This window comes from Legionella moravica DSM 19234, assembly GCF_000423305.1.
GTDB classification, from domain to species: Bacteria; Pseudomonadota; Gammaproteobacteria; order Legionellales; family Legionellaceae; genus Legionella; species Legionella moravica.
Genome location: NZ_AUHS01000039.1, coordinates 1 through 21,341, shown reverse-complemented (window position 1 = coordinate 21,341; position 21,341 = coordinate 1). Strand labels below are relative to the sequence as shown.

Sequence of the window (21,341 nt, the reverse complement as noted above, 5' to 3'; positions counted from 1 at the left end):
CTGCTGCTTGATTATTAATAGCTACTGACCCTGGTTTCGCTTCAATAAACTTTAACGACGCTTTTTTTGATTGACTCGCTAACCGATTGTGCTGATAAACAAAGCTGCGGTAGCTGACTCCTTCTTGTTCACAATAAGCCTGCTGCGTTAACCCGCTTGCTTTCCACGATTCTGAATGTTCTTTCCAGAAGCCTTGTTTATAGGCGTTTGATGATACTTTCATTTAAATACTCCTGCGTTATTCAATGGCAGCAAGTATCTGAAATTAGCTTTTGATTTAAAAGATGGGGTTAATTAACCGCTTACAATATGTCTGTAGTAATAGGCCGTTTTTCATCCCAAAAAATCATTGAGCTGTAAAACTCTTCTGCAATTTTTGAAGTAATTAATTTATAGATAAATCTTGCTTCATTTTCCGAATCAAAAGATAAAAAATTTACTGTATCATCAAATATAACAGGCTTTCCTTTCATAGGAGGAATTAAGCAAAAGTTTAATTTTTTATATAAGCCAGATATAGCTATTTTCCAAGATTTAAAAGTGTAATCTCCGACGCCAAAAATTGAATATGCGGGCTTACCTTTATAAATTGAGCTTTTTCTCCCATTTAACAAATTAGAATATGACTCCAAATACTGCCATATTTTAGGTGCAATGTTTTTAACCATAGAGGTGTCTTCACCTACAAATTTCTGAGTAACAATAACAGTTTTCCTATTAAAATCTATTCTGGAATTACCAATATCAGAACTCTTAAGGAAGGGATAAATATAATTGTCTTCAAGATCTACGATTTCCCCAAAGCCATTTTTATAACTTCCATCAATAGGTTCAAGTTCCATAACTTTTGAACAGTCATGTTTTAACCCCGATCTCCATATATACTCTTGCTCCTTTCCTATAAGGTGTTTCCATTTACTGTATTTTGTTATATCTCTTAAAAGATATCCATCTCGCTCACCTATAATATAGGATGGTGAGGTAGAACTAAGTTCTTCATAAACCTCATAATCAGCAATACTATCTTCTTTTGTTAAAACAAATAGGCAGGCTTCTACTGACGCATCAAAATAATGTTTAGCATCAATTGTATATATATATCCAGAGAAAAGATGTTTGTGGGTTATTCGTATTTGCTTCATTACTTTTCTTGCCACAGAATATTTACATAATACTGCAATGGTACCTTCTCGATTAGACAGCCAGTCTATATTTTGTAAAAGCATCCATTCTGATATATCAAAATTGCCAGATCCAGTAATTGCATCTATACCTCTTCGTAATTGAAAATTTGATTTGGAGGGTACGTTATTACTGTTTAATGAGCCAAGTTCACTGCTTGTAACCCATGGAGGATTACCAAGAATTAATAGATTACCTTTATATTTCTCAATTTTTGGTAACCAATCTATTTGGAAAAAGTCGCCTACATTAATAGATATATTCCTATTTTTTTGCTGATTTACTAATAAACTTAAGGCATCTTGAATATATACTTCATTTATATCGAATCCTAATAGGGTCGAATTATCAAAATGTTTTAAGGCTGCTTGAATAAAAGCACCTTTACCACAACTAGGTTCAATAATTATATCGGGTTTTATTTTGTGTTTTGTTATAAGTAATTGCACTACTTTTTCAGCAAGCTCAAATGGAGTTTGAAAATCACCAAATTGAGATTTATCTAAATTTTTTTTCATTTACCTAATCCTTGTAATGCCATCGACATTTCCTGCTTGTTGAATTACACGTGAATATTGAAGTCTCCATTGTAATGCGTTGGAAATAGTAAGATATCCTAATTTGGGTGGCAAATTTATAATTTGCTCAGCTAATTGGTCCGCTCCAATTTCGTCAACAGGTAAATTTCTTTCGATCAAAAAAGCCATAATGTCATCTTTATTTCCATTTCTACCAAGAATATCCAATAAGCCCTTTGTTGTTTGAAAATCAGCAGTTCTTTCTCGTTCAACAAAAATAGTATGTTGCATATCCAAGCGGCCTGTTTTATTAGTATGGTCATCATATTTTTCATATACAAATATTAAAAGATTATAACCAAGACCGTATACTTTTTGTGTTGCTGATTTAAAGGGGGCATGAAGATTGGGGTTGTTTGATGCTAGTGACTTTTATATCAACCTCTAAACCAGGTAAGTCAATTCCAGATGCAGAATTTCCCTTTTCACAGACATACTTTTCTAAAAGATATGCGGTGAATTTATGCTCAAGATAAGTTCCAACAGCTTTACCATCAGTTACGCCATAAAGGCCTGGTTCATCATATTTTGTCTCAATTTCAGCGAATATTGCTGCCTCTTGTTTTAATTCTTTTATTGTTAACTTATTAATCATTTTTTTCTCGATTGTTAAGTTTCTTTCCGACGTCACTCATAAAGTAAACAATGAATTATTTAACTGGTTCATTGGACAGAGTTTGTCAAAAATATCTTATTGTATTTATTAACCATGTAAAATTTCATGCACAATATTATGTAAATAATAACCACTAGAATAATTGTCAAAATCGAAGGAGACGTTGAAATTAAAGTCTTTTTAACCAATATAAAAGAAATTAGTGGAGCAAGTCCAGCCGATAAACTTGCAGCTGTTGAATACAGTACCGATAATACACTACATCGCAGCTTAAGTGGAAACATCTCAGCTAAAATCACCGGTACAGTTGCATAATAAGCTCCTGCGGGGATAGAAATCATGGTTTGGCCTAAAAGTAACTGGTGAAAATCACCTTTTGATAGTGAATAAAAAAAAGGTATGGATAGAACAAGAAAACCAAAACTTGCGGCAATCATAATCCTTTCTCTATTTACTTTGTCAGATAGTCGCCCCACTAATGGGAATAAACAAAGCAGTACGATTAGTGAAATAATATTAGAGGTCATAATTTGTTGATCAGAAAAGTTACCCGACAAGCGTGCTTGCATCGGTCCATATATATAGATTTGAAATGTGGTAGTGACTCCAAGACTACTTAAGAAAAAAACGTATAGTGATTGGAGCTTTCTTGTTTTGATGTATTGTACTGTTTCTGAAAATAAGTTTCTCAATTTTGGTTTTGGCCTATCTGCATAATACATAATATATTCCATACTTTCAGGTATACATAACCTGATATATAAACCAATTGTGGAGCCTAGCAAAGCGAGTACAAATGGTATGCGCCAAATGAACCATTCATGTTCAGGATAATTGTCTACGAAATAAGTCAAAGAAAGTGTTACCAACGATGCCAGCATCATTCCTGCCATCGCTCCAAATGAAGCCCAACTACCGGTAAACCCTTTTTTTGTAGTCTCAGCATTTTCTACAAGATATGTTGATGAGTTGAGATATTCTGCTCCACAAGAAAAACTTTGTATGACTCTGAGCGAGAGCAACAATAGGACTGATATGATTCCGATTGTGTTATTAGGGGGTATAAAACCAATTAATGATGTGGATAGTCCCATTGTTAGGATGGATGCCGCTAGGATAATCTTCCTTCCATAGATGTCAGATAATAAACCCATCATTATAGCGCCAATTGGACGAGCAAGATATCCTGCAAAGAAAGTTAGAAAAACAAGAAATAACCCTTTAGATGCATCACCCATTAGGTATTTGGCAATATAGACTGAGAGTAGGCCACAAATGGCCATGTCAAACGATTCAATTAAATTACCTAATGTACCTGCCAGTATGATTCGGGTTTGATGCTTCATGCGATTTATCCTTTACTTTGCATTGCCGATAAGGTGGTTAGTGAATCTTGATCTTCCACTCGGTCTAAAAATAAAAATCCATCCAGGTGGTCAATTTCATGCTGAAGGATACGCGCTTCTAAGCCGGAAGCTTTCTTAGTAATTCTATTTCCATCTATATCAAAGCCGGAATATTCAATCTCCATAGCTCTTGGAACCTCGCCCATTATTTCGCCGCAATTAAGGCAGCCTTCATGACCAATTTGAATTTCCTTGGAAAGGATCTTTAAGGAAGGATTAATTAAAGCTGTATCAGGAATGGGATATTCAGGTTTTCTTCGTTTGGTATATTCAGTACTAAATACAATAACTCGTTTGCTGATCCCAATTTGGGGAGCTGCGACACCCACAGCGCCCTTGTCAGCCATAATGCCGAACATGGCCTTAATCAACTCTTTTAACCAGCTGCTACCAAATTCTGATTCAGCGATTGGCTCAGCGGTTTGTCTTAAAATGGGATCGTCCTTATCCAGGAGTGTGTTCATAGGTCACCTGATTGTTAATGATTAATTTCAGTTTTGGTTTGGCTATCGTGTATGGCAGTTTGTCAGGAAAGGTTAAATAGTCTTGAATTTGCCTTAACGCATATTTCCCCATGGCCAGTAATTTCTCGCAAAGGATTGATGTTTTACTCTGAATGTATGGATTTATCCGTTTTAATCCGAAAGAGAAAATAACTTTATAAGAATCGTATTCAGCCGGAATAGAAATGCCGGTAATTAGTCCTGGTTCTATTTGCTTATATTTTTTTATTAACTCTGTATGCCCCTTATGAAGAAGTTCGTTCCATAGTTTAGGTTTATCCTGGCTAAAAAAGCTGGATTGATAGCAGCCATCAAACAGCCAGAGGTGCTTCTCAATTAAATTCTGTTCGATGGATGGTTTAGAGGACAGGAAAAATATTTGTCCTGTTTGGTTAATAAGAGCAATAGAAATGTAGTCTGTTTCTACTTGCCCTAGTACATCAGAGAACACCTTGCGCATGGTGACAAAGTGTTCAAAGAGAAATTCCTTGGCTTTGGGGTGAAGCGTTACTTCCACAGCTGTTACATCCTTATCTACAAACTTTTTAAACTGCATGACTATGCTTTTTTCTCTTTTCTTCATAGGAAGAAATTGAACCAAGAGCCAAGTCAATGATTTTTAGTAAATTATTCTCCGAAGTGTCAATTGCTTTGACTTCTTTGATCAATCCTAACACAAAATCGGCGTAATCGTCATTACTCCCATGAGATACGGGATATAAGTGGTGACTGTGTTTTAAGATGTAATGAAGCAATTTTTCATCGACTTCATTTTCTTTAGATACCGCATGATCGTCTTCGCCAAAAAGCAGCCAGCCAGGGCTTACCGTAAGATGTAAAGCCAGCTGTTTGACTTTTTCATAGTCGGGTAAAGCATCCCCTCGTATGTAACGGCGACAGATCTGTTCGGACGCACCAGTAAACTCAGCTAGAGTTTTAATACATATCCCATTTGGAGAACGTGAGGCAGTATATCCTTTATCTTTGAGAGTGCTAATCAAGCGGTTAGCAAACGATTGATAGAGTCCCTTACTCATAAAATTATCCTTGTAATCGAACGTCATAAAAAAATTATCATATAAAACGGTATCATTCAATATCATATCGTATATTGATTTAAATTTCTTTAAAACACATATTGATAATAAAATTAATATCGTTTTAATATAAGTTTCGTCAAATGATGCTAAATGTTAATTTGACGCGAATTGGACTTTAGTACACATGTTTTACAGGAGTATGTCGCATGTTTCATGATCAGAAGATCACCATCTATAAAGGGATCATTCAGTATTTACTGGATTCCACCAACTATTCTCTACAACGAATTGCCAACTTATCCAACTCGTCAGTAGCTCATTTGCAATTGATACACCAATATGGTCGGTTACCAAAAGAAAGTAAGGTTGAAATCAATTTATTGAAATTGTTTACCACGGTAACTGATATGGAACTCAAGGGTGAATGGAAAGCACGTGTGCTTCTTAAGTAACAAAAGGATTTGGAGAATCAATAATGCAACCTGTGAATGAATTATTTACACAACAAGTTTTGTTTATTAATGATGTTGTAGCCATCATTGGCAAAGATCGTTTGACATTACGTCGCTGGTGGACGGATGGGCGTTTTCCTAAACCCGTGAAGTTACACGGTACAACTTTGGTATGGCATAAGGACGTGATTGAGGAATGGATTAATCACAACATCAGACGAACATTTTGATTCAGGATGAAATGATGAGCAGATTTAACATATTACCAAGATTAATACGTCTCAGAGACGCACCAGCATACGTGGGCATGGATCGACATCGTTTTAATGAAGAAGTACGACCTGGCATACGAGAAATTGTTATTGGTACACAGGGTGTGGCTTTTGATCGACTTGATTTAGACGCGTGGGTAGACGATTATATACAGTGTAGTGATCGACCCGCGGCATCCAAGCGTAGGAGTTTGGAATTATGGGACGAAAACGAATACCAGGGATCTACAAAAAAGGTAGTCACTGGCAAATTGACAAAAAAATCTTTGGATACAGACTTTGCGAAAGCACTGGTACAGGCGACCTCGAAGAAGCCGAGAAATATCTAGCAAGACGAATTGATGAAATTCGCCAAGCAACGGTATATGGTGTCAGGCCAAAGCGAAGTTTTATGGAAGCCGCAACCAAATTTCTAATGGAAAATCAGCATAAACGCAGCATTGATGACGATGCAGGGCGTTTACGTGAAGTTGTAAAGTACATTGGTGATTTGTCGTTAGAATCTATCCACATAGGTTCGTTGCAACCCTTCATTGAAGGCAGAAGAAAGGATGGTGTATCAACGAGAACCATTAATCATGGTTTGAAGGTGGTACGGCGAATTCTGAATCTGGCAGCAAGCGAATGGATGGATGAGTTTGGCTTAACCTGGTTGGCTAATGCGCCTAAAATTAAGCTCTTACCGGAGCATGATTTGCGCAAGCCTTATCCACTGAATTGGGATGAGCAACATCGACTCTTTGATGAGTTACCGCAACACTTGGAAAAGATGGCTTTATTTGCCGTTAATACTGGTTGTCGGGATCAAGAGATATGTGAGCTGCGTTGGGAATGGGAAATTAAAATTCCTGAAATGCCGCATATTATGGTGTTTATCATACCAGCTGAGTTGGTCAAAAATGGTGAAGAACGACTGGTCGTTTGTAATGATACAGCCAGATCAGCTGTGAATGGAGAGCGTGGAAAGCATCCAACGCATGTGTTTAGCTTTAAAGGTAGACCTTTAGCCCGGATTTTATCAACGGGTTGGCGAAATGCCAGAGTTAAATCTGAATTGCCACATGTGCGAGTGCATGATTTAAAGCATACCTTTGGCCGTCGGTTACGTGCTGCTGGGGTAAGTTTTGAAGACAGACAGGACTTGTTAGGACATCGTTCTGGGCGAATCACCACGCACTATTCATCGGCTGAGTTACAGAACCTATTTGATGCAGCCAATAGAGTTTGTGAGAAGCAAAAGAGTGGGGTGGTTTTGACTTTGTTGCGGAACACAAATTTTAAAACCAGGAAGGTAGCAAATAGTGGTGTAAGTGCAATTTCGCTTTAGATTTTGCACGCAGGTCCCGAAGAAGTCCCGAAGCGGGTTTCTAGGGGTTTAAGGTATCAAGTGTAACTTATTGATTTTACTGACTTTAATTGGTGGGCCCACTAGGACTTGAACCTAGGACCAACGGATTATGAGTCCGCTGCTCTGACCAACTGAGCTATGGGCCCGACGAGAGGGGTCATTTTAAACTGATTTTGATTTATGTTCTACTGTTTTTTTTATTTTTTAATTGCCGTTTAAAAAACGGCAATTAATTTAGCCTTCATCGCCTTCCAGGAAACTTCGCAGTTTCTCTGAACGGGAAGGGTGGCGTAGTTTTCGTAGCGCTTTTGCTTCAATTTGACGTATACGCTCACGGGTTACATCAAATTGTTTTCCTACTTCTTCCAGAGTATGGTCGGTGTTCATTTCGATGCCGAAACGCATACGCAGGACTTTTGCTTCTCTTGGTGTTAATGTTTCCAATATTTCCAGAGTTGCTTCTCTTAAGCCTTCCGCGGTTGCCATGTCAATTGGAGATTCGATGTTGTTGTCTTCAATAAAGTCGCCTAAATGAGAGTCATCATCGTCACCAACTGGGGTTTCCATGGAAATGGGTTCTTTAGCAATCTTCAGTACTTTGCGAATTTTATCTTCGCTCAGTTCCATTTTTTCTGCTAATTCTTCCGGTGTTGCTTCACGTCCGGTTTCCTGAAGAATCTGGCGTGATATACGGTTCAGCTTGTTGATGGTCTCAATCATGTGTACCGGTATACGTATGGTACGTGCCTGATCCGCAATGGAACGGGTGATTGCTTGTCTGATCCACCAGGTAGCATAAGTAGAGAACTTGTATCCACGTCGGTATTCAAATTTATCCACTGCTTTCATCAGTCCGATGTTTCCTTCCTGAATTAAGTCCAGGAATTGCAGTCCTCGGTTGGTGTATTTCTTGGCAATGGAAATTACCAAACGCAGGTTTGCTTCAACCATCTCTTTTTTAGCGCGTCTTGCTTTAGCTTCACCAATAGACATCTTACGATTGATGTCTTTAATTTCACTGATGATCAAGCCGTATTCAACTTCAAAGGAGGCTAATCTGCTTTGTAGGCGTAAAATTTCTTCTTTATGTTCTTCTATGCGTGCTAAATCCAGTTTTTTCGCTTGTTTTGTGCACAGGGTTTCAAGCCAGGTCAGATCAGTTTCCTGGCCTGGGAATGTGTCAATGAATAGTTTGCGTGGAATGCGGGCTTTTTCAATGCAAAGACGCATGATTCCGCGCTCAAATTCTCTAATGTGATTTCGGAGTTGGCGGAAATGACGTGTTAATCGATCAACCTGTCTTGAGGTGAGTTTCAGTTTCAGGAAGGAATCGGACATAATTTCCAGTAATTCCAAAGTCTTTTTATTGGTTCTGCCGTGTTCTTTTAATGCGACCATCGCATTATTGAAGTTTTCCCGCAGTTCATCAAAGTACACTTTGGCTTGCTCAGGATTGGGCCCGTCATCGACTTCTGCCAGTCCACCTTCACCATCTTCGTCTTCTTCATCAACAACACTAAGAATGACTTCTTCCTGCTGATCTTCATCAAGCATGGAGCCAATGTTGGCTGCTGGGGCAATTTCTTCATCTGAGTCAGCAAAACCACTGATAATTTCATTGAGTCGTATCTCTTCAGCGTTGAAGCGATCGTAATCATCAAGAACTAATTGTACTGTTTCAGGGTAGTGGGCAAGAGATTTTAGAACCTGATAAATCCCTTCTTCAATCCGTTTGGCTATGCGTATTTCACCTTCACGGGTCAGTAGTTCTACTGTTCCCATTTCTCGCATGTACATCCGCACAGGATCGGTGGTTCGACCTGTTTCCTTATCAACCGACGCCAGTACCATAGCTGCTTCTTCGATATCAGGCACTTCTTCAGTATTGAGCAGGAGCGCGAGTTCATCATCTCCCGGTGGTTGCTCAAATACTTTGATGTTCATGCCTTCAAGCATGCTTATGATGACATCAAAATGCTCTGTATCTACTATATTCGGCAGTAGGTCGTTTATTTGACTATAGGTCAAATAACCTTGTTCTTTACCAAGGCTAATGACTTTGGTAATTTGTGAGCTTTGCTGTTCTTGGTCATTTGTGGTCATAGGCACTTCTTTTAGGAACAATTAGGGTCAACAAAAAGGGTTTGATTATAAACCGGGTAGCGTCAACATACCAGCTTTTCAGATTTTTTATTTTTCTAAATCCGTCTGATGATGCCTTTCTTTTAACATCTGCTGTAAATTGTTGCGTTCGGTTTCGGTTAAACCCTCTTTCCGGGATTTATCAATCAATTGTCTTATTATAAGCTCTTTATTCTGCTTTTGTAAAAATAATAACGTATCAATAAATTCTTTTATTAGCTCTTCTTCAGGAACTTGATGATCCCATGAGGCTAAACGATTAATCGCTTCAAAATACTGAGTAGTGCGCCAGTATTCGATTAATGTTGCTGTAGTTGCCTGAGGGTTTAATTCTAATTGGTGGAGTATCTGAAGTAAAATGTGATGTTCTTTTTTATTCAGTAGATCCGGGGAAATTTGCTGTGTGATACGTTTGTAAATGTCAGGATTTTGTAAGAGCAGTGCAATAGCTATTCTCAGCGGCGATCTGGAAATGCTCGCTGTTTGCTCCGTTGCATTAACTTCTGTTTGCTGGGTAATGAGTTGATTGAGTCTGTGATTGTCTATGTGAGTCAATCGGGCTAAATCATCAATCAATAGTTGCTTGAAAGAACCTTCTTCCATTTTTTGTAAAAAAGGTTTAGCTGAATTAATGAGTTGCGTTTTCCCTGCTGGATTTTGAAGATTAATGTCCTTGGCCAAGCTGTCAAAGAAGTATCGATGCAGGGGGATTGCCTGTTTAAGGCGGGCTAAAAAATTCTCTTTTCCTTCTTCACGCACCAGACTGTCGGGATCATGTCCATCAGGTAAAAAAATGAACCCTGCATCCAATCCTGAGTTCAAATGAGGCAAGCTGCTTTCCAATCCTCTCCATGCCGCTTGCCTTCCAGCTGCATCGCCATCGAAACAAAAAATCAGGTGTTTGGTATGTTTCGCTAATAATTGGATGTGGTAGGTACTTGTAGCTGTGCCCAATGTTGCTACGGCATTCATGATTCCATGCTGCGCCAGGGCGATGACGTCCATATACCCTTCAACCAGAATAATGTATTCGGGGGTTTTGTTTTGACTTAAAATCTGATGCAAGCCATATAGTTCGCGACTTTTCTGAAAAATCACTGTTTCAGGGGAGTTCAGATATTTGGGTTTTTGTTCGGGATCCAGAACCCGCCCACCAAATCCAATAATTCGCCCATGGCGATCATGAATAGGGAACATAATTCTGTTTCGGTAACGGTCATAGATTTTTCCGTCATCATTCTTAATTAACATTCCTGTCGCTATCAACTCACGTTGATTTCGAGGAAATGATTTTTCAAGATTGTGCCAGCCATCAGAGGCAAAACCTAATTGATAGAGCTTGGCTACAGCTCCGCTCAGGCCTCTTTTGCGAAGATAATCGATAGCACTCTGTCCATCGTGTTTTAATTTTTTTTGATAATATTGGCTGACTTCAGACAGTAATTTGTACAGGTCATTGGATGTATTATTTTTTTCTACCTGACCATCTCTGGGGACGGTTAATCCAAGTCGAGTCGCCAGAGTTTCAACAGCATCAATAAAGCCTTGATTCAGGTAGTTCATCAGAAAACTGATCGCATTACCTGATGCGCCACAACCAAAGCAGTGATAAAACTGTTTTTTTGCTACAACGTTGAAGGAAGGGGTTTTTTCATTATGAAATGGACAGCAGGCAATATGACTTGTTCCTCTTTTTTTCAGAGGAACATAACTGTCAATTAATTCAACCAGATCGGTGCGATGCAGGAGATCATCAATGAATGGCTGTGGAATTAAGCCAGACATAATATCCCTTAGCTCAATTTGGCCTTGATTAAGGCGCTCACTTGAGTCATATCAGCGCGACCTTGCAGTTTTGCTTTAAGTTGTCCCATTACTTTACCCATGTCGGCCATTTTTTCCGCTCCTGTTGCAGTAATGGCTTCCTGGATCATGTTCTCGATTTCTGTTGCAGATAAGGGTTCAGGCAGGTATTTGGAGATTATTTCCAGCTCAAATTGTTCCTGAGCAACCAGATCATCGCGATTTGCTTTTTCATACTGAGAGATGGATTCTTTACGTTGCTTGGTCATTTTGTCCAAAATGGCCAGCATTCGCTCTTCAGTGACTTCGATACGCTCGTCTACTTCAATTTGTTTGACCGCTGCGGTGATCAGTCGGAGTGTAGTCAGTAAATTTTTATCTTTAGCGCGCATGGCGTCTTTAATGTCGTTATTGAGACGTTCTTTTATGGACATAATTTATTCCTTAAAAACCAAAAGGCCACATGAAAATGTGACCTTGGTATTGTATCTGAACATTCACTCAAAAAATATTGGGTGAACGAATGCGTAAATCTTATTTACGTCGGTGTTTCATGCTACGTCGTGAAGAAGTATCGCGAGAAATTTTTTTCAGATGACGTTTTACTGCAGCAGCTTGTTTGCGTTTACGCTCAGCGGTTGGTTTTTCATAAAATTCACGACGGCGTAATTCGGTTAAAATACCGGCTTTTTCACAAGAGCGCTTGAAACGGCGCAGTGCATATTCTGGGTTTTCGCCTTCTTTTACACGAACGGTAGGCATTAACTAATCCTCTGGTTATTTGATCTCAATAGGTGGGCAATTCTAGTGCTAGTTGACGCACTCGTCAAGTCCAAACTAAATCTTTCTTATTATTTTATTAATAATTCATTATAACGCAATTTTATCTAATGTGATAATTTTGTTTTATTCATGGAATGAATATCGAAGGTAGTCGGTTTACCTTAAGAACGGTTAATGGGCTTAGGTTTTTTTCTGAGGCCTGACCAGAGCATTAATCGAATGAATTTTACTTTCGGTTCATGACTGAGCTTGTGATATAATCACACGTGGTTATTGATTGCCAGTATTGGGGTAGTGTATGCGTGTATTAGGTATCGAGTCGTCCTGTGATGAAACAGGCGTAGCAATTTATGATTCAAAATCCGGGTTATTGGCTCACGCCCTGCATTCACAAATAGAAACCCATAGAATACATGGAGGAGTTGTCCCTGAACTAGCATCAAGAGATCATGTCAATTATTTAATTCCTCTGGTCGATGAAGTACTCAAACGCGCTCAATTAAATAAAAACGAGCTGGATGGCATCGCTTATACCGCAGGTCCGGGTTTAATCGGAGCATTACTGGTTGGTTCCTGTTTTGCAAAAAGTTTTGCCTATGCCTTACAAATTCCTGCTCTGGCAATTCATCATTTGGAAGCTCATTTATTGGCCGCAAAAATGGAAACGCCAACCCTGGAGTTTCCCTTTATCGCCTTGCTTGTTTCAGGTGGGCATTGTCAACTCATAGAAGTAAAAAAGATGGGTGAGTATCAATTGTTAGGCGATACACTGGATGATGCAGTAGGCGAAGCATTTGATAAAACCGCCAAGCTCATGGGTATTCCTTATCCCGGTGGTCCAGTATTAGCCAGACTCGCCGATCAATGCACCACAACACCCTATCGGTTTCCTCGCCCCATGACCGATAGGCCAGGATTGGATTTCAGTTTTAGCGGATTAAAAACGTTTGCATTAAATACCTGGAATCAAAGTGCAAAACAAGACTCCGATCGTTCAGAAATTGCAAAAGCATTTCAAAACGCTGTAGTCGAAACGCTAATTATCAAAGCCAAAAGGGCAATTCAACAATCCAATTGCAAGCGTCTGGTTGTTGCCGGTGGCGTAGGGGCAAACAATGCCTTGCGTTTTGCTTTAAAAGAGTGGATGGCCAGTATCAATGGTGAAGTTTATTTTCCTGCTCTTGAATATTGTACCGATAATGGTGCAATGGTTGCGTATGCAGGTTGTTTGAGAATGGTCTTGGGTGAGAGGGATTTGGGGGAGGAGGTGGTGGTCAAAGCGCGCTGGCCCCTCGCCTGAACGGCCGTATTTGGCGCATCTTGCGAGAACTCCCTGTTAAAAAAATGCTCATGTACTTTATGTACATTGCGCTTTTTTTAACAGGGAGTTTTCGCAACCTGCACTCAAATCTGACCGTTCAGGGTTATGGCGTATTTGGCGTATCTTGCAAGAACGTTCCTTTTAAAAAATGCTCATGTACTTTATGTACATTGCGCTTTTTTTAACAGGGAGTTTTCGCAACCTGCACTCAAATCTGACCGTTCAGGGTTATGGCGTATTTGGCGTATCTTGCAAGAACGTTCCTTTTAAAAAATGCTCATGTACTTTATGTACATTGCGCTTTTTTTAACAGGGCGTTTTCGCAACCTGTACTCAAATCTGACCGTTCAGGGTTATGGTGTCTTTGGTGTATCTTGCGAGAACTTTCTTTTTAAAAAATGCTCATGTATTTAATGTACACTGCGCTTTTTTCAAAAGGGAGTTTTCGCAACCTGCACTCAAATCCGACAGTTCAGAGGTATGGTGTATTTGGTGAATCTTACGTGAAATTCTCTTATAAAAAAAGGCTCATGTACTTGATGTACACTGCGCCCTTTTTAAAAGGGAGTTTTCGCAACCGGCATTTAAAGCTGACTTTTCAGGGGTATGATGAGTACCTGATGCAGGTACTCACTCGATAATTATTCTTCTTTAAGTTTTTCTGTTTTTGGCTTTGTTACTTTGGGTTTTGTTGTTTTAGGTTTAGTTGCTTTCGCTTTTGTTACAGGCTCTTCTGTTTTGCTTGTTTTTCTGGTTACCGTTTTGGGAGTTTTAGTGTCCTTTGCTGGCGCTTTTGCTTTAGGTTTTTTTTCTTTTGTTTTTTCTTTAGCTTGTACTGGTTCTGTTTCAGCTGCATGGGCAACGGGTTTTGGAGATGGAATCTCTTCATTTTCATTGATCACGGGAGGGGATTCCATGATGTCTTTAATGACGCCTTGTTTGAATTTTATTTTTGGCTCTATACCATCGATTAATCGGTTAATGTTGTTTTTGTGTTTATAAAGTACCAAAAGAGCTATAAAAAATAATGGAGGGAATATATCCAGCCGACCAACCAGAAGTAATGTGTAGAAGGGCGATAAGGATATGGCGACAATTGAGGCTAAAGAGGAGTATCGAGAAAAATTAGCGACTAATAACCAGGTTGCAGCAACCAGGACGCCAATAATAAAGTGAAATCCCAGCAATGCACCTATCGCTGTGGCGACACCTTTTCCCCCTTTGAATTTAAAAAACACTGGAAACATATGACCAACAACAGCTGCTAAAGCTGTAAATGCTATAGTGACCGGGGTTGCGCCTAGTGCCTTTGCAATTAAAACCGGAATAGTTCCTTTTAGAACGTCGCCAACCATCACCAAGGCAGCATATTTTTTTCCTGCCAGGCGCAGGACATTGGTTGCACCTGGATTTTTTGAACCCTCTACTGTGGGGTCAGGTAACCCAAATACTCGACAAACGATGATTGCAGAGCAAAATGAACCCATTAAATAGGCAAGAATTACCAAGAATAGAAATAGAGTCACCTGGAGCTCCTTAAGCAAAAATATTTTTTATTATGAGATAATCTTAATGTTCTAGCAACTGAAAGTTATTTTTTTGGAATTGATTGATTCTAGTGATTTTATTGCAAGTGACAGGAGCTTGATGAGCCTTGTCAGAGAGAGAATTTTTGGCTGACTTGAAGCGAATTGATTCCCATGAGTCATGATTGCATTAATTAAGGATCAAGGTAAAAAAAGGGCTTGCAGGTTATTAGTAAAGCGTCTTCCTAGTGGAGACACTTGCCAATAGTCATTGGTTAAAACGATAAGATTTTTATCCTGAGCTATTTTTAATTTGGGGAGCAACCGATTTAAGTTTAATCCTGTTGTTTGATTAAACAAGTCCAACGGGATGGGTTGTTCCAGGCGAGTAGTATTAAGCATGAACTCAAATAATAAATCGTCATCCTTTACTTCTTCACTATGCGCCAGGTAGGGTTTGTCCGGGTTTAAATAATCTTTAGGCTGGCGGTGTTTTCTGGTTCTTTGTATCGAGTGTGCTGTGGTAATTTTTCCATGCGCTCCAGCCCCTATTCCCAGATAATCGCCAAACAGCCAGTAGTTCAGGTTGTGACGTGCCTGTCTGCCAGGTTGTGAAAATGCGGAAATTTCATAACGTGAATAACCTGATTCCGTTAAAAGGTTCAAACCTTGCTCTTCTAATAAAAACGCATCATCCTCAGATGGAAGAGGCGGTTTTTCTTTGTAAAATACAGTATTTGGTTCTATGGTTAATTGGTACCAGGATAAATGTTCTGGCTGATGGTTTAAGGCAGTGGTCAGATCAGCAAGTCCCTGTTCGACACTTTGATTGGGCAAGCCGTGCATGATGTCGAGATTAAGATTATCAAAACCGGCTGCTCGGGCAGCAATGATGGCTGCATGGGATTGATGTTCGTCATGTATTCGTCCCAGTGCTTTTAAATGAACAGGATTGAAACTCTGGATTCCCAGCGACAGACGATTGATTCCCGTTTGTCTGTATTCAGTGAAGCGCTGTTGTTCAACACTGCCAGGATTCGCTTCCATTGTGATTTCAATATCGGGAGCAAAAGGAAGCAATTGCTTTAACTGAGTAAATAAGATGTTATAGGCTTCTGCAGAAAAAAGACTGGGAGTGCCTCCTCCGATAAAAATAGAGGTGATTTCTCGAACCGGAAACCGAGTTAAATCGGATTGTAAATCTTCAATTAATGCACGAACATATTGGAGTTCCGGTAAGGCATCAGGGCTTTTGTGCGAGTTAAAGTCGCAGTAAGGGCATTTACGAATGCACCACGGAATATGGATGTACAGAGATAATGGACGCATTAAATTTTTTAGACTGGCTTGTTTGAGAATGCGATAGTATCATGACAACTGTTTTGTCACCAAATAAGTGATATTGAACTATGAGAGAAAAGCCAATTTGTAAACGGAGAGCGGTGATTGCCAAATCACGGTTGTTTACTGTTGAAGAGATGCATTTAGAGTTTTCTAACGGCGCAAAAAGAATTTACGAACGCATTAAAAGTCATGGACACGGGGCTGTTTTAGTAGTTGCGATTACTCCTGGAGACTCGTTATTATTGGTTCGGGAATATGCCGCAGGTACTGATAATTATGAGCTGGCTTTTCCTAAAGGGGTTATTGATCAAGGTGAGACTCCTGTTGAAGCTGCAAATAGAGAGTTGCGGGAAGAAACTGGATTTGCGGCGAAAGAACTTCATTGGATTCGTGCAATGAGTTTGGCTCCAGGTTATTTTGGAGCACGAATTGAGGTGGTTGTGGCTCAAGGATTGTATCATTCGCCTTTATCCGGGGATGAACCGGAACCACCGGAACTGGTTGAGTGGCCTCTAAGTGCTGCTATGGAGTTATTGGAAAAACCGGATTTTACCGAGGCGCGCAGCATTGCTGCGTTATTTTTAGCTAAAGAATGGTTAAATAAGAGGAAATAAAATGTCGAAGAAACGAGTGAGAGTCGCGGTAACAGGCGCAGCGGGACAAATAGGTTATGCATTATTGTTTCGGATTGCATCAGGCCAAATGTTTGGTGCTGACACTGAAGTGGAATTGAATCTTCTGGAACTCGAGGCTGCTCTTCCTTCACTGGAAGGTGTTGCTATGGAGCTGGATGATTGTGCTTTCCCCTTACTAAAACGCATTGTGTGTACCTCTGATCTGAATACGGCAATGGATGGGATTAACTGGGGATTATTAGTTGGCTCAGTACCTCGCAAACAAGGTATGGAGCGTTCTGATTTATTACAGATTAATGGCGGCATCTTTACGAAGCAAGGTAAGGCCATTAATGATTACGCCAGTGATGACGTCAGAGTATTTGTAGTTGGAAATCCTTGCAATACTAATTGCCTGATTGCCATGCATCATGCTAAAGACATTCCCAATGATCGATTTTTCGCCATGACCACCCTTGATGAGTTAAGAGCACGAACTCAATTGGCTAAAAAAGCGGGTGTGGATGTTACTGCCGTAACTGAAATGACTGTTTGGGGTAATCACTCTGCAACACAATATCCTGATTTTTATAATGCTAAAATTAATGGGGTTTCTGCTGCCAAAGTGATCAATGATGAGTCCTGGTTAAAAGATACTTTTGTGCCTATGGTTCAACAACGAGGCGCTGCGGTAATTAAAGCACGTGGTTCTTCTTCTGCTGCTTCAGCTGCCAATGGTGTTGTTGTTGGGGTCAATCATTTAGTAACCGATACTCCAGCAGGTGAATCGTTCTCTGTATCGCGTCGATCTCAAGGTGAGTACGGTGTTGATGAAGGTTTGATCTTCTCTGTTCCATGCCGACGCGAGAAAGGTGAGTTAATTGTAATTGATAACTTACAATTAAATGATTACGGTCAAGAGAAGTTTAACATTACTCTAAATGAGTTGAGACAAGAGCGCGACACTGTTAAATCTTTGGGATTACTGGATTAAAGGTTTCGTTCTATTTGCCCTGGAATTTCGATTCCAGGGTTCATCCCTTAGCGTTTCTCATTTTTTTAGGGGCTGTTGATATTTCATTATATTCAAGCCTACTTTCCGCGACTTGTTCGCGGAATCGATAGATCGTGCGCAAAACAAGAATATATTGCGCCTATAAAGAGTGAATTGGATCCCGCGAACAAGTCGCGGGACGTCGAGACTTGAATTGTCAACAGACCCTAATATTTTACTCTGCGTTAATGTGAGGCGATTTAGCTTATAAAAAGTGAGTAGCTAACAGAAGTTAACCCTGGGTTCCTGATTTATAAACGGGGTTTAAATGTCTCTGATTTAACTACAGTGGGTACTGATGGTTTTTTTTCATGGCGATTTGCGTACTCTTCACTTTGATATATTTTGAAAAATATAGAAGCATCTAATATGGGCTTGGCTTTACCGTTACGTAGTAAGGTTGAAACCGATCGACCGTTGGATAATATGTCATTGAGTTTATGAATTAACAATTCCACCTGTTCAAAGGGATCTTTTTGTATCTGTATCATATTGGGAGTATGTTGAATAATCGCTTTGGCCAGTTGGATATCAGTTAAATGTAGGCTAAGTCGAGAATGAGATATTTTAATAAAATTCTTTTCTGATTGCATAATCAAGTTAAATAAAAAATCTGGTTGCTTTTCTAAATGTGCATTTAATTTTTGACTAAAACCATGCCTGTCTTGATTGTCCAACATTGCCTGGGTTAACTCGCTGTGATCCATCTTGGTATGGGGCGTTCCTGTTTTCTTTGTGAGCCATACGAGCAGATTATCTTCAGAGCGTGAGTGATTTAGTGCGCTGAATTGAAATTTTGGAGATACTTTAGGATGCGATAACATCTTATTCCAATCTATTGAAGGCATATGATGGAGTTTAGCCATTTTATCCATTGATTGCCTGATAGCATCAAAATTAACTCTCCATTTTTCAATGTGAGGAAGCGCTTCTCTCAGGGCGCGAAGTAGAGCGATGAAGGAATTTTTTGTATTAGGATTATAGCGTTCTGTTGCATCTTTAAGCTGTTGAACCGCCGGATAGCAGTATTTGCCGTTTCTCATTGCTTCCAAATGAAATACCGATTGTAGGGATTTTAGCAATGCAGAGAATGGGTCTTCCATACAGAATATTCCTTAACAGGCCCTTCTATAAAAGTAGTGTATAAAAACCATAAAAGCCAAATTTTTTACACAATGGGATTAAATTTACATTATAAATCAATAAAATCTATCATTATAATAAAAATAATCGATTTTATTTATGTTTGGATATCACCTAAATTAAAGATGAACGACAGATTAATCCACTTAGGAGAATGTTCATGATTACCGTAGGCAATAAATTTCCGGTTTTTCAAATTAAATCAACCATCAGTAATGATTTAAATAATGCGTTTCAAGTGATCACAAATGAGACTTATCAGGGGAAATGGCTGGTTCTTTTTTTCTGGCCCAAAGATTTTACCTTCGTTTGCCCCACAGAAATCGCTGAATTTGGCAAGCTTTATTCTGAATTTGCTGATCGGGATGCTCAAGTACTTGGAGGCAGTACAGACAGCGAATTCGTTCATTTGGCATGGAGAAATCAACACCCGGATTTAAATAACTTGCCTTTTCCAATGCTTGCTGATGTAAAGAGGGAGTTGTGTAGCCAATTAGGGATATTAGATGAGCAGGAAGGTGTTGCTCAAAGAGCTACTTTTATTGTTGACCCTCAGGGAATTACCCGTTTTGTGATGGTTACCGATTTAAATGTAGGACGAAATCCAACAGAAGTGTTACGGGTTTTAGATGCGTTACAAACAGATGAGCTGTGTCCATGCAATTGGAAAAAAGGCGAAGAAACCATCCATTTAAAATAAATTCACGTAGAGGTAAGTGCCATGATTGAGAATATAAAAAACACATTGCCAGATATCGCTAAAGACATACGCTTGAATTTAAGCAAGGTTCTTGACGTATCATTCAATGATGGGCTGAGTAACCATCAGATTTTAGGTTCTGCTCTGGCAGTCGCTTATGCATTAGGCGAACAGGATTTAATTAAAGAAATTAAAGAAGAAATTCAGGATGAGTCGGTCATTAACGCCTCACAATTAGCGGCAAGTTTAATGGCGATGACCAATATTTATTACCGGTTTGTCCATTTGACTGAACATCCTGAAGTGGAACAGATACCCACCGGGTTAAGAATGCAAGGTATGATGACCCCTGGCGTCGACAGAATCACTTTTGAAACCTTGTCTCTAGCTGTTTCATCACTCAATGGTTGTGGAGCATGTATCAGCTCACATGCCCGTCAGTTAAATGAACACGGATTTTCAGCCGCAGCCATAGCTCGTGTTGGCAGAATAAGTGCTGTAATTCATGCGGTGTATGTGAGTAAGAGAATGGTTTAACAGGTGATGAGTGTAGCATGGTTCATACAAACAAAAGCTGCGGAGATTAAGTCCGCAGCTGGCAAAAAGAACCTTACTTGATTGCACCGCAGGCTACCCGTGCTCCACCACCGCCCAAGGGGGGAGTATCCGAATAATTATCACCATTAGCGTGAATCATTACCGATAAGCCCTTTAAATCATTTAATTTTAATCGAGGAGCAAGGGTAGGTGTGTTGGCTACTCCATTATCAGATACATAAAGTACCGGAAGGTCACCCAAGTGTCCATTACCATAAGGCCCTTGATGGCTATTGGTATTAGCAGGATCATAATGACCACCAGCTCCCATGCCGTCAGAACCGCAATCAGCATGTTGATGTAAATGAAAGCCATGTAGTCCAGGGGCAAGCCCTGTCAGATTAGGTTTAATCAGCAGACCAAAAGGCGTTTCAGTAAAAACCACCGAACCAATTGGGTTTTGATTGGCCCCTGTAGCATTGACTGTAGCAGACATTTCCGCTGCATGGGCTGCATTAAAGCAGAGTAATGAAGCAATAATAAGAGCAGAACATTTTGTCATAATTTTCCCTTGTTTGATGTTCGGGTTATAAGTATTGCTCAAGATAAAGATTAATGCCACAGGATTTACGATATACGTTCTGTACATGATAACAAAAGTGGTCTTGCCCGCGCACTGATATATCCCCTCAAATTTGCTAAAAATAATTGCAGTAAAGTTGAAGTCGTGATCTAATTTTCCCCAACAAATTTGTTTGGGGAAAATGATGGAACCTATCGATTTACTACATGACCATCTCATGGAGGAATGTCCTTTTATCCATGGCAAACGTTTACAAGCATTAATGGATGTAGCATGTTCACTACAAAAGAAGCAAAACCTATCGCTGACAGCAATAGGCAAAGGATTAACTGGAAACAGTTCATTAAAACACAAGATTAAAAAGGTAGATCGTCTTGAGGGCAACAAGCACCTA

The 21,341-nt window shown here is 39.6% G+C and carries 24 protein-coding genes, 1 tRNA gene and 1 pseudogene; 9 read left to right on the top strand and 17 right to left on the bottom strand.

Going from position 1 to position 21,341, the window contains the following annotated elements:
- The 8 genes from tnpA to G543_RS0109675 all read right to left on the bottom strand — a co-directional run.
- A partial coding sequence (gene tnpA / locus G543_RS17615) for an IS66 family insertion sequence element accessory protein TnpA (protein ID WP_035921941.1) occupies positions 1-223 on the bottom strand: 223 nt, incomplete at its 3' end.
- A 79-nt stretch (positions 224-302) separates the two neighbouring features.
- Positions 303-1,700 carry a DNA methyltransferase family protein gene (locus G543_RS17610; RefSeq protein WP_035921947.1) on the bottom strand — a complete coding sequence of 466 codons (1,398 nt, stop codon included), beginning with the start codon at positions 1,698-1,700 and terminating at the stop codon, positions 303-305.
- Positions 1,701-1,991, bottom strand: coding sequence for a hypothetical protein (locus G543_RS19235; RefSeq protein ID WP_202972356.1), 291 nt, complete (start codon positions 1,989-1,991; stop codon positions 1,701-1,703).
- Between the two features lie 97 nt (positions 1,992-2,088).
- Positions 2,089-2,355 carry a hypothetical protein gene (locus G543_RS19230; RefSeq protein WP_202972355.1) on the bottom strand — a complete coding sequence of 89 codons (267 nt, stop codon included), beginning with the start codon at positions 2,353-2,355 and terminating at the stop codon, positions 2,089-2,091.
- Between the two features lie 68 nt (positions 2,356-2,423).
- The gene (locus G543_RS0109690; protein ID WP_028384348.1) at positions 2,424-3,722 is read right to left on the bottom strand and encodes an MFS transporter; all 1,299 of its coding nucleotides are present in this window, start codon (positions 3,720-3,722) and stop codon (positions 2,424-2,426) included.
- 5 nt (positions 3,723-3,727) lie between these two features.
- The gene (gene def / locus G543_RS0109685) at positions 3,728-4,246 is read right to left on the bottom strand and encodes a peptide deformylase (RefSeq protein ID WP_028384347.1); all 519 of its coding nucleotides are present in this window, start codon (positions 4,244-4,246) and stop codon (positions 3,728-3,730) included.
- Complete coding sequence (locus G543_RS0109680) at positions 4,227-4,841, bottom strand: hypothetical protein (protein WP_028384346.1); 615 nt, start codon at positions 4,839-4,841, stop codon at positions 4,227-4,229. Before G543_RS0109680 ends, def begins: the two co-directional genes overlap by 20 nt.
- Positions 4,831-5,322 (bottom strand): helix-turn-helix domain-containing protein, encoded by a 492-nt coding sequence (locus G543_RS0109675; protein ID WP_028384345.1) that lies wholly within the window; start codon positions 5,320-5,322, stop codon positions 4,831-4,833. The genes G543_RS0109680 and G543_RS0109675 overlap by 11 nt, the downstream gene beginning before the upstream one ends.
- 209 nt (positions 5,323-5,531) lie before the next feature.
- On the opposite strand from G543_RS0109675, the gene G543_RS0109670 reads away from it, so the two are divergent.
- From G543_RS0109670 to G543_RS17595, 3 genes are all read left to right on the top strand, one after another.
- Positions 5,532-5,777: a hypothetical protein gene (locus tag G543_RS0109670; protein ID WP_028384344.1), complete on the top strand. Its 246-nt coding sequence runs from the start codon at positions 5,532-5,534 to the stop codon at positions 5,775-5,777.
- 23 nt (positions 5,778-5,800) lie between these two features.
- Entirely contained in the window at positions 5,801-6,007 is a 207-nt protein-coding gene (locus G543_RS0109665) for a helix-turn-helix transcriptional regulator (protein ID WP_028384343.1), read from the top strand.
- Between the two features lie 241 nt (positions 6,008-6,248).
- Complete coding sequence (locus G543_RS17595) at positions 6,249-7,376, top strand: tyrosine-type recombinase/integrase (RefSeq protein WP_028384342.1); 1,128 nt, start codon at positions 6,249-6,251, stop codon at positions 7,374-7,376.
- 90 nt (positions 7,377-7,466) lie between these two features.
- Here G543_RS17595 and G543_RS0109650 read toward each other — a convergent pair.
- The 5 genes from G543_RS0109650 to rpsU all read right to left on the bottom strand — a co-directional run bounded on the left by G543_RS0109650 (position 7,467) and on the right by rpsU (position 12,104).
- Positions 7,467-7,543 (bottom strand) — tRNA-Ile (locus G543_RS0109650).
- A gap of 88 nt (positions 7,544-7,631) precedes the next feature.
- A complete protein-coding gene (gene rpoD, locus G543_RS0109645) occupies positions 7,632-9,500 on the bottom strand; it encodes an RNA polymerase sigma factor RpoD (RefSeq protein WP_028384341.1) in 1,869 nt (622 codons plus the stop codon).
- 87 nt (positions 9,501-9,587) lie between these two features.
- Positions 9,588-11,324 carry a DNA primase gene (dnaG, locus tag G543_RS0109640; protein WP_028384340.1) on the bottom strand — a complete coding sequence of 579 codons (1,737 nt, stop codon included), beginning with the start codon at positions 11,322-11,324 and terminating at the stop codon, positions 9,588-9,590.
- Between the two features lie 8 nt (positions 11,325-11,332).
- A complete protein-coding gene (locus G543_RS0109635; RefSeq protein WP_028384339.1) occupies positions 11,333-11,776 on the bottom strand; it encodes a GatB/YqeY domain-containing protein in 444 nt (147 codons plus the stop codon).
- Positions 11,777-11,876: 100 nt separating this feature from the next.
- Positions 11,877-12,104, bottom strand: coding sequence for a 30S ribosomal protein S21 (gene rpsU / locus G543_RS0109630; RefSeq protein WP_018576467.1), 228 nt, complete (start codon positions 12,102-12,104; stop codon positions 11,877-11,879).
- Between the two features lie 319 nt (positions 12,105-12,423).
- Here rpsU and tsaD point away from each other — a divergent pair, with 319 nt between their 5' ends.
- Positions 12,424-13,425, top strand: coding sequence for a tRNA (adenosine(37)-N6)-threonylcarbamoyltransferase complex transferase subunit TsaD (gene tsaD / locus G543_RS0109625; protein WP_028384338.1), 1,002 nt, complete (start codon positions 12,424-12,426; stop codon positions 13,423-13,425).
- Positions 13,426-14,087: 662 nt separating this feature from the next.
- On the opposite strand, the gene plsY is transcribed toward tsaD, so the two are convergent.
- Together plsY and hemW are read right to left on the bottom strand one after the other, a co-directional pair.
- The gene (gene plsY, locus G543_RS0109620) at positions 14,088-14,972 is read right to left on the bottom strand and encodes a glycerol-3-phosphate 1-O-acyltransferase PlsY (protein WP_028384337.1); all 885 of its coding nucleotides are present in this window, start codon (positions 14,970-14,972) and stop codon (positions 14,088-14,090) included.
- 201 nt (positions 14,973-15,173) lie between these two features.
- Positions 15,174-16,301, bottom strand: a complete 1,128-nt coding sequence (gene hemW, locus G543_RS0109615; protein WP_028384336.1) for a radical SAM family heme chaperone HemW — start codon at positions 16,299-16,301, stop codon at positions 15,174-15,176.
- Positions 16,302-16,381: 80 nt separating this feature from the next.
- Between hemW and nudE the strand changes: the two genes are divergently transcribed.
- Together nudE and G543_RS0109605 are read left to right on the top strand one after the other, a co-directional pair.
- Positions 16,382-16,930, top strand: coding sequence for an ADP compounds hydrolase NudE (gene nudE / locus G543_RS0109610; protein ID WP_028384335.1), 549 nt, complete (start codon positions 16,382-16,384; stop codon positions 16,928-16,930).
- Between the two features lies 1 nt (position 16,931).
- On the top strand, positions 16,932-17,924 hold the full coding sequence (locus G543_RS0109605; protein ID WP_028384334.1) for a malate dehydrogenase: 993 nt from the start codon (positions 16,932-16,934) through the stop codon (positions 17,922-17,924).
- A gap of 311 nt (positions 17,925-18,235) precedes the next feature.
- Here G543_RS0109605 and G543_RS0109600 read toward each other — a convergent pair whose 3' ends face one another.
- A complete protein-coding gene (locus tag G543_RS0109600) occupies positions 18,236-19,087 on the bottom strand; it encodes a hypothetical protein (protein ID WP_028384333.1) in 852 nt (283 codons plus the stop codon).
- Between the two features lie 200 nt (positions 19,088-19,287).
- On the opposite strand from G543_RS0109600, the gene G543_RS0109595 reads away from it, so the two are divergent.
- A complete protein-coding gene (locus G543_RS0109595; RefSeq protein WP_028384332.1) occupies positions 19,288-19,827 on the top strand; it encodes a peroxiredoxin in 540 nt (179 codons plus the stop codon).
- Positions 19,828-19,848: 21 nt separating this feature from the next.
- Positions 19,849-20,364 (top strand): carboxymuconolactone decarboxylase family protein, encoded by a 516-nt coding sequence (locus G543_RS0109590; protein WP_028384331.1) that lies wholly within the window; start codon positions 19,849-19,851, stop codon positions 20,362-20,364.
- 73 nt (positions 20,365-20,437) lie between these two features.
- On the opposite strand, the gene G543_RS0109585 is transcribed toward G543_RS0109590, so the two are convergent.
- Positions 20,438-20,926 (bottom strand): superoxide dismutase family protein, encoded by a 489-nt coding sequence (locus G543_RS0109585; protein WP_028384330.1) that lies wholly within the window; start codon positions 20,924-20,926, stop codon positions 20,438-20,440.
- Positions 20,927-21,128: 202 nt separating this feature from the next.
- Here G543_RS0109585 and G543_RS19005 point away from each other — a divergent pair.
- A pseudogene (locus G543_RS19005) lies at positions 21,129-21,341 on the top strand (IS4 family transposase); the annotation flags it as partial.